This is a genomic window from Cytobacillus sp. OWB-43 (assembly GCF_034651445.1).
GTDB lineage: Bacteria > Bacillota > Bacilli > Bacillales > Cytobacillaceae > Cytobacillus > Cytobacillus kochii.
The window spans coordinates 1-12733 of record NZ_JAYEFF010000011.1; the positions used below are offsets into that span (position 1 = coordinate 1).

At 37.8% G+C, this 12733-nt stretch carries 13 protein-coding genes; all 13 read right to left on the bottom strand.

Features of this window, described 5'->3' with window-relative positions; genetic code table 11:
- Positions 1–987 precede the first annotated feature (987 nt).
- Positions 988–2487: a lysine--tRNA ligase gene (lysS, locus tag U9M49_RS21960; RefSeq protein ID WP_095373564.1), complete on the bottom strand. Its 1500-nt coding sequence runs from the start codon at positions 2485–2487 to the stop codon at positions 988–990.
- A 237-nt stretch (positions 2488–2724) separates the two neighbouring features.
- Complete coding sequence (dusB, locus tag U9M49_RS21965; protein WP_224939145.1) at positions 2725–3726, bottom strand: tRNA dihydrouridine synthase DusB; 1002 nt, start codon at positions 3724–3726, stop codon at positions 2725–2727.
- Between the two features lie 17 nt (positions 3727–3743).
- A complete protein-coding gene (locus tag U9M49_RS21970) occupies positions 3744–3968 on the bottom strand; it encodes a helix-turn-helix domain-containing protein (protein ID WP_095371256.1) in 225 nt (74 codons plus the stop codon).
- On the bottom strand, positions 3884–4447 hold the full coding sequence (gene folK / locus U9M49_RS21975) for a 2-amino-4-hydroxy-6-hydroxymethyldihydropteridine diphosphokinase (RefSeq protein WP_095371257.1): 564 nt from the start codon (positions 4445–4447) through the stop codon (positions 3884–3886). The genes U9M49_RS21970 and folK overlap by 85 nt, the downstream gene beginning before the upstream one ends.
- Positions 4447–4818 carry a dihydroneopterin aldolase gene (gene folB, locus U9M49_RS21980; protein WP_370873441.1) on the bottom strand — a complete coding sequence of 124 codons (372 nt, stop codon included), beginning with the start codon at positions 4816–4818 and terminating at the stop codon, positions 4447–4449. The genes folK and folB overlap by 1 nt, the downstream gene beginning before the upstream one ends.
- Positions 4802–5638 (bottom strand): dihydropteroate synthase, encoded by an 837-nt coding sequence (folP, locus tag U9M49_RS21985; RefSeq protein ID WP_322910609.1) that lies wholly within the window; start codon positions 5636–5638, stop codon positions 4802–4804. Before folP ends, folB begins: the two co-directional genes overlap by 17 nt.
- Before the next feature lie 10 nt (positions 5639–5648).
- The gene (gene pabC / locus U9M49_RS21990; protein WP_322910610.1) at positions 5649–6509 is read right to left on the bottom strand and encodes an aminodeoxychorismate lyase; all 861 of its coding nucleotides are present in this window, start codon (positions 6507–6509) and stop codon (positions 5649–5651) included.
- A complete protein-coding gene (gene pabA, locus U9M49_RS21995) occupies positions 6499–7101 on the bottom strand; it encodes an aminodeoxychorismate/anthranilate synthase component II (protein ID WP_307319474.1) in 603 nt (200 codons plus the stop codon). Before pabA ends, pabC begins: the two co-directional genes overlap by 11 nt.
- Positions 7098–8507 carry an anthranilate synthase component I family protein gene (locus tag U9M49_RS22000; protein ID WP_322910611.1) on the bottom strand — a complete coding sequence of 470 codons (1410 nt, stop codon included), beginning with the start codon at positions 8505–8507 and terminating at the stop codon, positions 7098–7100. The genes pabA and U9M49_RS22000 overlap by 4 nt, the downstream gene beginning before the upstream one ends.
- A gap of 171 nt (positions 8508–8678) precedes the next feature.
- A complete protein-coding gene (gene cysK / locus U9M49_RS22005; protein WP_095371263.1) occupies positions 8679–9602 on the bottom strand; it encodes a cysteine synthase A in 924 nt (307 codons plus the stop codon).
- Positions 9603–9779: 177 nt separating this feature from the next.
- Positions 9780–10652, bottom strand: coding sequence for a peptidyl-prolyl cis-trans isomerase (locus tag U9M49_RS22010; protein WP_322910612.1), 873 nt, complete (start codon positions 10650–10652; stop codon positions 9780–9782).
- A 108-nt stretch (positions 10653–10760) separates the two neighbouring features.
- Positions 10761–11639, bottom strand: a complete 879-nt coding sequence (gene hslO, locus U9M49_RS22015; protein ID WP_307319453.1) for an Hsp33 family molecular chaperone HslO — start codon at positions 11637–11639, stop codon at positions 10761–10763.
- A gap of 36 nt (positions 11640–11675) precedes the next feature.
- Positions 11676–12455: a type III pantothenate kinase gene (locus tag U9M49_RS22020; RefSeq protein ID WP_322910613.1), complete on the bottom strand. Its 780-nt coding sequence runs from the start codon at positions 12453–12455 to the stop codon at positions 11676–11678.
- Between the last annotated feature and the right edge of the window lie 278 nt (positions 12456–12733).

Consider the following 12733-nt stretch of genomic DNA (forward strand, 5'->3'; position numbering starts at 1 on the left):
TTGCACCTATGGTGCTTTGTTGCTGATAAATCAGCTTTTTTAGAATTACGCTTGACGTTTTACGTTCGTTCAGTTTTCAAAGAACAATCTCGTTCGCTTCAGAAGCGACTTTATAATCTTATCATCCCACCAACATCATGTCAACTATTTTTTTAAAATAATTTTTGATGATTAGTTGAGTAAACTTGCTCTCTCTTGGGAACAAAAACTACTATATCACGATTAAAAAGTGTTTGCAATATAATTTTTAAAGTTTTTATTAAGAAACTTCTTTTTTTTGAAAACAAACTTCAAATCTGTAATTTCAACTTCCCAACTAATCTTTTAATAAGTTTTTTCTATTGTACTATTACTTTAATTAAACAAGTAGAATCTTTATCATTAAACAGCTTTTCTTTTATCTTCTAAATTGAATACTTACAGGAAAATATACCTTTGTACCTTTACTCGTCACATAATCTACATCCAAGCAGAAACGCAAACAACAAATAGCACTTAAACCTTTCTGTTTTTCCTCTTAACACTGCTGCGTCAAAAACCACCTATTTCTAGAACGAACGACAGCCTGACCAAAGTGATTAATAAATTGCTTTTCTACCTTATTAGCTTCGTTTTCATTAGAACAAACGGTTGCCAGCTCTACGTATAGTGAAAAAAAGACTTGAATATCAATTGTTTGATAATGGATTTAATACTGATGCACCCACCTTTACCTTTTCCTATATGAGTCACTCTCCTTCTCTAACAATTCAATTGAAAGCAAGGAACACAATTAATAAACCCATGGCAATTAGCAAATAGTCAAAGTGAAGCAGTAAAGTTTAAAGTAACATAACTAAAAAACTAACTAATTTAAAATAGTATAGCTTCTAATAAATTATCAATTTTTACTAATCATAGTACACCGCTTCATTTGTTTAAATACAATTAAAGCCAGTAGAAGTTTACTTTTGTAAACTTCTACTGGCTTTTTTCATCCATTAATATTTATTTTTGACGCATATGCGGGAACAATAACACATCTCTAATAGAAGCTGCGTTTGTTAGTAACATAACTAAACGGTCCACACCAATACCTAGTCCACCAGTTGGCGGCATTCCGTATTCTAACGCCTCAATAAAGTCGTTATCCATCATATGTGCTTCATCGTTTCCTTGCTCACGCTCTTTTAACTGCGCTTCAAAGCGTTCTTTTTGATCAATTGGATCATTAAGTTCCGTGAATGCATTAGCGTGTTCTCTAGCGACTATAAATAACTCAAAACGGTCAGTAAAACGTGGATCGTTTTCATTCTTTTTCGCAAGTGGAGAGATTTCTACCGGGTGTCCGAAAATAAAGGTAGGTTGAATCAGCTTCTCTTCTACTTTTTGTTCAAAGAATTCATTGACGATGTGACCATATTGCATATGCTCGGTAATTTCCACACCATGCTCTTTTGCAAGCGCACGCGCTTCATCAACTGATGTTTCTTTCCAGAAGTCTACACCAGTATATTCTTTAACCGCATCTACCATATGAAGTCTTTTCCACTCTGGTTTCAGATTAATTTCGTATTCACCATACTGAACAGTCGTTGAACCTAGAACTTCTTCTGCAATATGCGCAATAAGGTTCTCTGTCAATCTCATAATATCACGATAATCAGCATAAGCCTCATATAGTTCAATCATCGTAAACTCAGGATTATGTCTTGTAGACACTCCCTCATTACGGAATACACGGCCGATTTCATACACTTTCTCCATCCCACCAACAATCAGGCGTTTTAAGTGTAGTTCAATGGCAATACGCATATATAATTCCATATCCAACGCATTATGATGTGTAATAAAAGGTTTTGCTGAAGCCCCACCAGCAATAGCATGCATCATTGGTGTTTCTACTTCAAGATAACCTTGATCATCTAGATAACGTCTCATAGATTGTATAATACGGCTACGAGTAATGAAGGTATGTTTACTTTCTTCGCTCATAATCAAATCTAGGTAACGCTGGCGATATCTTTGCTCCACATCTTTTAAACCATGGAATTTATCAGGTAAAGGACGTAGGGCTTTTGTTAATAATTCAAATTGTTTTGCTTTAACAGAAAGTTCTCCTACTTTTGTTTTGAAAAGAACACCCGAAACACCGACAATATCACCTAAATCAGCAGATGTAAAAACTTCATATGCTTCTTCACCAACAGCATCCTTACGAACGTATAATTGGATTTGTCCAGATAAATCTTGAATATGAGCAAAACCCGCTTTACCTTTACCGCGTTTTGTCATAATTCTACCTGCAATGGTTACAGGAATTTCTTTTTCCTCTAATTCTTCTTTTTCAAATTGAGAGTATTCCTCAACCAATTGCTGTGATTGATGTGTGCGATCAAATCTTTTTCCGAAAGGATCTACGCCTTGTTCACGAAGACTGTTCATCTTTTCACGTCTAACCACTAATTGGTCATTTAATTCTTCATGATTTTGACTCACAGATACCATCTCCATCTTAAATCTTTTATGTAGACGCCTAAGGGCGGTTTACGAAGATTTAGTATTTTATATCTCTATTATTGTACACAATACAACAACGACAGACATCTATTAAGTAAAGAAATAGAATAAAAACTGCCAGCAAGTGACTGGCAGTCGTTCATTGTTTCACAGAAATATTATAGTTAAATATAAAAATGATGTCAAACCCGCTATTAAACGCTAGTTGCCACTAATTGTAGTTAATTAGACTGCTTTTGAAGCTTGTCTTTCTTTTTCTTCCATTTCCACTACTAACTCAGAAAGGACGTTTACAACATCTTCTCTAGTATTACATTCATTAATAGCTGCACGAGCTTTTGCATTTCCTTTGATTCCTTTTAAATACCAAGCTGCATGTTTACGCATTTCCCGCACAGCAATATGTTCATTTTTCAGTTCAATCAATCGATCCATATGCAATGTACAGACATCCATTTTCTCACGAACGGACGGTTCTCCCATGAGCTCTCCAGTTTCTAGATATTTGACAGTCCGATAGATCATCCACGGGTTCCCTAAAGCTGCGCGTCCAATCATCACCCCATCGACACCTGTTTCATCTAACATTCTTTGGGCATCTTGGGGAGTCTGTACATCTCCATTACCGATTAACGGGATTTGAATGTTTTGTTTTACTTCTCGAATGATGTCCCAGTTAGCTGTACCTTCATACATTTGCACTCTCGTACGACCGTGCAACGAGACCGCTTTACCTCCAGCACGTTCTACTGCTTGGGCGTTTTTCACGGCGTATATATGGTCTTCATCCCAACCCATACGCATTTTGACTGTTACGGGCTTTTCTACCTCCGACACAACCGCTGAAACCATTTCGTAGATTTTATTTGGGTCTAAAAGCCATTTGGCACCCGCATCACATTTGGTGATTTTCGGCACAGGGCATCCCATATTAATATCGATAATATCTGCATTAGTATTTTGGTCAACAAATTTCGCTGCCTCAACCAATGTTTCTTTTTCCCCACCGAAAATTTGTAGACTTAACGGCTTTTCACGCTCATCTATATACAGCATATTCATTGTTCTTTCATTTTTTAAAATAATGCCCTTATCGCTCACCATTTCGGCACATACAAGTCCTGCTCCGAATTCTTTTACTGTTAATCGGAATGCAGAGTTACACACACCAGCCATCGGTGCAAGGACCACTCGGTTCTTGATGTTAACATCACCAATTTGAAACATATCCGAGAGACCTCCTTCTATTTATGGATTTCCTGCTCTTCAGGTGGAGCTAAATCCTCCATTGTCACATGTAGTAATGTTGTAATTTTTTCTAGTAATTGTTCCGTAGGCATACGATTACCTCTTTCAATCTCACCAATAATAGAAACTGATATACCTAACTTTTTCGCAAAACCTTCTTGGGTGTATCCTTTGAGCTTTCGAAAAGCGCGAATACGTCTCCCCCATTTTTCCGCTTCCATATCCGAACTCCTTTTTTGTCTGGGATCGCCTCTAATTTCTCATGTAAAGGCTGTTCCTCATCCGGTAAGCAAATGGTTGGTTGAATCTCTAGAAGTGGAATGAGCACGAAAGCTCTCTCATGCATACGTGGGTGTGGAACGATTAACGTCTCTGTCTCAATATTTTCTTGATTATACAGTAAAATGTCAAGGTCTATATTTCTTGGCCCCCAACGAATAACCCTTTTTCTACCAAGATCTTGCTCAACTCTTAATAAAGCTTTTAATAGTTGCGAAGAAGATAATGTCGTACTAACTTGTATAACCATGTTCAAAAATTGAGCTTGGTCTTCAAATCCAACAGGGTCCGTCTCATATATGGAGGAATAATTTACTATTTCTATATCTTTACTCTTTGCTAGCTCACTTATTGCTTCATATAAGTTTACTTCTCGATCTGGCATATTTGAGCCCAAGCCGATAAAAGCTATATTTGTCACTATTTCCTACTCCTTGTCATTTCTATCGCTACAGAATCATAATGACCCGGAATAGGGGGATCCGGCTTCACTACTTTTACAGTTATTTGAGATATTTGTTTAAAGGTGGCTAATGCTTCTGAGGCAATTTTCTCTGTTAATGCCTCTACTAACTTGAATGGTTTGCCCTCTACTATTGTCTTACACAACTCATATAGATCTGCATAATTTATCGTGTGATTTAAATCATCACTTTTCCCCGCTTCACTTAAATCTAACTCAATTGTTAAATCTACATAAAAACGTTGTCCTAGGCGATTCTCTTCAGTAAATACCCCGTGATATCCATAAAACGCCATGCGATTTAAATAGATTTTATCCAAGATTAACATCCTTCCCAATAAGCGCATCCATCATTTTAGCCATACGGCTCATTTCCTTTACATCATGTACACGCATAATCTGACAGCCCTTTTGAATACCATAACAGACTGTCGCCCCTGTCCCTTCCATTCTGTCATCAACAGGTAGGTTAAGCACATTGGCTATCATTCGTTTCTTTGATGTACCTAGCAATACTGGATAACCAAACGCCACAAGCTGATCAAGATGACGCATCATTTCTATGTTATCTTCATGGCTTTTCGCAAATCCTATACCTGGATCTAAGATGATATTGTCATCCCTAACCCCCGCTGCCTTAACAATTGCGATACTTTCATATAATTCATTCATACAGTCTCTAAAGAATGAATCATATTTTTCATTATCTCTATTATGCATTAAGATAATGGGGACATCTTTTTCAGCGGCTAATGATGCCATTTCTTTATCTCTCTTCGCACCCCATATATCATTAATAATGTGCGCACCTGCTTCTAGGGCGTGCTTCGCCACTTCTGCTTTATAAGTATCAATAGAAAGAGGAATTCGAACTTCCTTTACAATCGCTTCTATCGCGGGAACAACTCGTGCAATTTCTTCCTCAACAGAAATCTCTTCATATCCTGGCCTCGTAGATTCGCCACCAATATCGATAATATCTGCTCCAGCCTCCACTAATTCCTTCGCTCTCTTTACCACATTCTCTAATTGGTTGTATTTACCACCATCAGAGAAAGAATCAGGCGTGATATTAAGTATGCCCATAATTAATGTCTTCCTACTATAATCTAAGGTATAAGAACCACAATGTAATACACTGTTTGTCATGCTATTCCTCCTAAAATGAATCTCTACCCCATAAATTCTCTCTTTGTTGTTTGTATACCCCCTGCAACAAGGTTACTATCGGTCCATTTAGACCAGGGAGCTTTCGACCTTCCATTGTTTTAAGCGGAACAATTTCCTGAATAGAGTTGGTAATAAATATCTCATCTGCATCAACGATCTCAGCACGGTGGAACACACCTTCTTCAATCTCCAACCTTAACTTTTTAGCTATCTTTATAATAAATTGCCTCGTAATACCGTTTAAAATACCTGTATCAATCGCTGGTGTGTATAACACATTTCCTTTAGTCCAAAAAACATTAGAAGAAATGCCTTCAGCCAAAAAACCTTCCTTTGTTAAAAAAATTCCCTCTAACGTATTATCTGCACCTAATTCCTGTTTGGCTAAAATATTGTTTAAAAAGTGGTGTGATTTTAAACGTTCAACCCCTTCTGGTGTATTTCTTCTAATTGAAAGGATTTTTCCGTTTTTTTCAAACGGTAGGGGGGCTTCAGGTAATTCATTGGCAAAAATAATAACGGTAGGTTCTATATAATGGTCAGCCCTTAAACCTACTTCACCTATTCCCGCAGAAACATTTACTCTTATTCTAGCATTTCTTAACTGATTCATTTCTAATAATTCAGCTAAACGAAATTGTAACTCTTCTCGCCCATTAAATGGACTACGAATACATACAGCATCTAACCCTTGTTTCAACCGCGCTAAATGGTCATCCAATAAAAACGGATGTCCATTGTATATACGAAAGGTTTCAAATAAGCCTAAACCATATAAATACCCATGATCAAATGGAGAAATACTCGCTTCTTCTTTTCGCACCAGCTTGCCATTGACACTAATATACAAAGTGTTTGCCCCCTTGTTGAATGAGGTCATGCTGATTAAGGAAGTTTAAGAGCAAACCTTTTCCTGCTGAAGTCATAATGGATTCAGGGTGAAACTGCACTCCTTCTATTGGTAAAAGGCGATGTTTAATACCCATAATTTCACCTTCCTCCGTCCACGAAGAGACTTCGAAGCAATCTGGAAGGGTCTCTCTCTCCACAATTAAAGAATGATAGCGTGTAGCTAAAAACGGCACTTCAATTCCCCTATAGATCGTTTGTTGGTTATGAAAAACGGGTGAAGTTTTCCCATGCATCAATCTATCTGCTCGCACAACCTTGCCTCCAAATACTTGTGCAATTGATTGATGCCCTAAACATACACCGAAGATAGGGAGTTTCCCAGCAAAAGCTTCTATCGCCGCTAAGCTAATACCCGCTTCATCCGGACTACAGGGTCCTGGTGAAATCATTAAGCACGAGGGGGAAAGTGCTTCTATATCAGCGATTGTGATTTCATCATTACGCTTAATTAACACATCTGCACCTAATTCCCCTAAATATTGCACCAAATTAAACGTAAAAGAATCAAAGTTATCAATCATTAATATCACTTTTTCCAATCCCCCTTCTCTTCAGCTAACTCTTTTGCACGCCATAACGCCTTGGCCTTCTTTAACGATTCTTTATATTCTAAATGCGCTTCAGAATCAATAACGATCCCCGCTCCTGCTTGTACATATGCCACTTCCTCTTTGACTAGCATTGTTCGAATCATAATATTCAACTCTAAATCACCATTAAAGCCGATCCAACCAAGCGACCCTGTATAAATACCTCTTCTTACTGGTTCTAACTCATCAATTATTTCCATCGTTCTAATTTTCGGTGCACCTGTGATTGTGCCGCCTGGAAATGAGGCATCGATTAAATCGTACCCATCTCTACCGTTAGCTATTTGCCCCCTTACATTCGACACAATATGCATGACGTGGGAGTATTTTTCAATCACCATAAACTCATTAACTTCAACCGTTCCATATTGGCACACACGTCCTAAGTCATTCCGTTCTAAATCAACAAGCATGACATGCTCAGCCCGTTCCTTTTCATTTTCAATCAATTCATTGGCTAATTTAAGATCCTCTCTTTCATCCTTACCACGTGAACGAGTACCCGCAATTGGCCTTGTACTCACTTCATCGCCTTTTTTCTTTACTAATAATTCTGGCGAACCACTGACAAGCTGGTAATCAGGGGTATTTAAATAACCCATATAAGGAGATGGATTCAGTTCACGTAATTGACTGTACACTTCGATGGGAGGAACGTTCAACTTTTGGCTTCCTCTTACAGAAAGGTTGACTTGGAACACATCACCACTCGCAATATATGATTGTACTTTTTCCACTGCTTGAACAAACGTTTCTTCACTGATGGAAACGTCCTTTAAAGTAGGTTCCTTTTCTCCAGCTAATTGTACCTCTCCTTGTTCCACTTCCTCTGTCCAACGATTCACCCATGCTGTTTCCCTCGAGGTGACATCCTCTTCTTTATCATGGGCAAATATCAACCATAATTCTTCTGTATCATGATCAAAAACGAACCATTCTTCAAATAAGAAGAAGTGCGTATCAGGCATTTCCAAATCATCTTCAGTCATGTCTGGTAGGTTTTCAATATAACGTCCGTAATCATAACTTACAAATCCCAATACACCTCCATGAAAATCTGGTAAACTCCCTAAAGGCTCTTCGATTTCATATTGCTTTAACCACTTTTTCATTTCATGTAATGGGTTGCCATGTGCCACTTGCACCCCTTCACTTGTTTTTATGTATAACTTATTATCTTTCCCCGTAAACTCTACGACTGGATAAAAGCCAGCCATACTATAACGGCCACTTCTACCGCTCTCTAATAAAATATGTATATCATAGTCCTTAGCTATCTTTTTGTATAATGGAAAAAACCATTCCTTCGAATAGCTTAACTTTTTTGTATGTATCATCTTTTTCATTGAATCTCACCTCATACTCATCATACCGAAATGCTTACAAATTACTAGTCATTTTCTCATTGTAATAATTGTTAATCAAAAAAGAAGGCTAGTCACCAAGTACGATGGCGCCAGCCTTCATTTTTGAATAAAAAAACAGCAGTGCTCATCACTGCCGTTTTCTTTATCGTTTTAATCAAATTGATAAAGTGGTGTACTTAAGTAACGTTCTCCATTACTTGGAATAATCGCCAATACTTTTTTGCCTTCTCCAAGCTCTTTGGCTACCTTTAAAGCCGCGTGAATAGCTGCACCTGAAGAGATACCACCTAGAATCCCTTCCTCTTTAGCCGCTCGACGGGCTTGAGCAAACGCATCTTCATTGGCAACAGCGATAATTTCATCATATACCTTTGTATCTAATATCTCAGGTACAAATCCTGCGCCAATACCTTGAATTTTATGCGGTCCAGGCTTTCCACCTGAAAGAACAGGAGAATCAGCAGGCTCAACTGCATAAATCTTAATATCCTTGTATTTTTCCTTCAGTACTTGACCAGCACCTGTAATCGTGCCACCTGTACCAATACCAGCAATAAATGCATCTAATTGATCGCCCATTTGCTCAACAATCTCTTTTCCTGTTGTCTCACGATGTACTTCAGGATTTGATAAGTTTTCGAATTGTTGCGGCATGAAGTATCCATGCTCTTTCGCCAATTCTTGCGCTTTTCTTATTGCTCCACCCATACCATCTGGTCCTGGCGTTAACACTAATTCTGCTCCATATGCACGAAGAAGATTTCTTCTCTCCATACTCATGGTCTCAGGCATCACTAAAATCGTTTGATATCCTTTTGCTGCAGCAACCATAGCCAGACCAATACCGGTATTCCCACTAGTTGGTTCAATAATTGTGTCGCCTTCTTTTAAATCACCACTTTTTTCTGCGGCTTCTATCATTGCATTGGCAATACGATCTTTTACACTGCTTCCAGGATTCATATACTCCAACTTCAAATAAATATCCGCACTTCCATCTTCTACAATACGATTAAGCTTCACTATTGGTGTTTGTCCGATGAGTTCAGTAATTGAATTTGCAATACGTACCATCTTCTCCACTCCTTATTCCGAGTATTATTATTGGTTTTATTTTAATTTATCAATCACACAACCAATTGTCAACGAATATGCAGGCATAAAGCCCTTTAATTATTAGAAAATTTAAAACTTTATACCTGAACAATTTATGTTAGCTTATGCTATATGATACCTATAAATAACAAAAAACTACAATGCACCATCATAAAAAGTTTCAATGTCCACTTCATCCTTAAAAGGTTCAGTAGAAACAGGAAGATCCATTTGTTCTAAAGCCATTTGTCTCCGTATTTGGGATTTAACATCCTTAAAGGAATAGGTTTCTCCCTCAACAAACTCTTGTAACAGAACTATAGCATACCCCTCATCGGTCTTTACTGGGTCAGACCATTCTCCAGCTTTTAAATCTTGCGCCGCTTTAATGATGGTTTCATAATTTTCGTCATCAACTGTCACATAACCAAGGTCGCCACCCTGGGCAGCTGTTAAAGTATCTGTTGATTTTTCCAATGCCATAGCTGTAAAGCTTGAGCCATTGTCTAATTCTTTCACTGTTTGTTCTGCTTCTTCTTTAGTTGCCAGTACAATTTGTGATAGATGATATGTATCCTTAATTTCATATTGAGCTTGGTTATCTTCGAAGTATTGTTGCAGCTTTTCCTCAGAAATACTGACTTCTTTTGTTAAAAGCTCCTCAAGCATTAAACTATCTTTAATTTGCTTTCTCCATTGTTCTTCATTGATTGATAAAGCAGCGGCAGACGTGCCATACGCTGATTTTAACATTTTGATTTCACGGTCAATTTCTTCTTTATCTATTTCAACATCGTATTTATCTCCAGCAGCCTCGATGACCTTCCCATCAATCATTTCGTCTAACACTTCTTTCCCGTAGCGACCCTCCATTTCATTTAACCAATCTTGCCTTGTAATTTCATCTTTTCCAATCTGTGCCACAACTTCAGATTGACTCGGTTCGCCCTTCCCAAGAAAATAAGCAACGCTCATAAAGTTAATCACAATGAGTATTAATATGATTAACCATAAATGTTGTCTTTTCAAAGCTCCTCCCCCTACTACTTTTCATATATTTCTGTATAAAAAAGGGCTTAGGCGCACCTTCTATTCCCTATTGTTCTTAAGAATCAAGATACGCCCAAGCCCTCACATTTATTTTGCTTCTTGTTTAAATGCTTCAAGTTCTTCTTTATTATAGTGATAAGCTTCATTACAGAAATGACATTGTGCCTCTGCACTACCTTCTTTCTCTATCATATCTGAAATTTCCTCTTTTCCTAAACTAATAATCGCATTCCCAAACCGTTCTTTTGAACATGTACAAGTAAAACTAACATCCATCTTTTCTAAGAAATTCACTTGATCTTTACCAAGAACACTTTGTAAGATTTCTTCTGGTGTTAGCCCCTTTTCAATCATTGTTGAAACAGGTTCAATATGTGATAGCCTCTCTTCAATTGCTGCAATTGTTTCTTCATCGGTTCCAGGCATTAACTGGATAATAAAACCACCTGCAGCTAATATACTATTGTCATCATTGACTAATACACCCACACCAACGGATGAAGGTGTTTGTTCAGATGTGACAAAGTAGTAAGTAAAATCTTCCCCTAGCTCTCCTGATACAATCGGTACTTGTCCAGAAAAGTTTTCTCTCATTCCAATGTCTTTTACCACTGTCAAAGTACCTTCTGTTCCAACCCCACGACGGACATCAAGTTTGCCTTGTGCATTGGATTCAAAATGCACTTGAGGATGAGTCACATAACCACGCACTTCCCCTTTTGCATTACTATCAACCAGGAGTGGGCCAAGTGGGCCATTACCTTCGATTTTAATAGTGATTTTGTCTTCTCCCTTTACCATCGCCCCCATCATTACACCAGCGGACATTGCTCTCCCGAGTGCTGCTGAAGCAACTGGCCATGTATGATGCCTTCTTTGCGCTTCTCCTACTGTTTCTGTTGAACGAACGGCAAATGCCCTCACTTGTCCTTCATAAGCTAAAGCTTTTACTAAATAATCACTCATTTTAATACTCCTTCCATAACGAATACAGACGTTATTCTACTTTTTTATCGTGTCCATATTCCGTTTATAAATAAGCTGTAAACCTTTTAAAGTTAAAAATGGATCAATAATATCTATAACCTTTGATTCTTTTGCGATCAATGAGGCCAACCCACCTGTACCTATAACAAGCGGTTCCTCTTTTGCTTGTAACTTCATCCTACTTACAATCCCCTCTACTTGGCCAACATAGCCAAAGAGAATGCCTGATTGCATAGCTGAGACGGTATTCTTTCCAATAATCCCATCAGGCCTGACAATCTCTATTCGCGGTAATTTCGCTGCCCTAGAGTAAAGCGCTTCAGTAGAGATACCAATACCAGGTGCAATTGCACCACCCATATACTGTTTATGCTCATTAATATAACAATACGTAGTTGCTGTGCCAAAATCAACAATTACGAGCGGACCGCCATATTCATGAATACCTGCCACCGCATTAACAATTCTGTCGGCTCCCACTTCTTTTGGATTATCATACTTAATATTCAAACCTGTTTTGACCCCTGGACCCACAATTAATGGTTTGATATGAAAGTATTTTTCACACATTCGCTCCAAAGCAAACATAATCGGAGGAACAACGGAGGAAATAATAATACCATCTATATCAGCAAAAGATAATTGCTCATGCTCAAACAACGATTTCACAATCATTGCATATTCGTCCTCTGTCTTATGACGATCAGTCTCTATTCGCCAATGATACTTTAACTCATCTCGTTGATAAACACCCATCATCATATTCGAATTCCCTACATCAAAAACAAAGATCAAGCACCCTCACCACACTTACCATAAAATAATTACACTTTAATACTGAGAACATCATATCACACCTCTGTTCAGATTATCCAAATTATAAAACTCCAACCCTATTGCCTCAACGCTGAATGAATGAAGATTCATCATTTCTATTTAATAGGACAACTTACTAAATAATTTCCTTTAGTGCATATCTCTAATCAATAGTAGCTTTCCCCTTACTTCATTAAAAAGAAATAAAATCGGTCAAGTTATGTAGTTCTTGCTCCGTTAATAATTAACCATAGGTG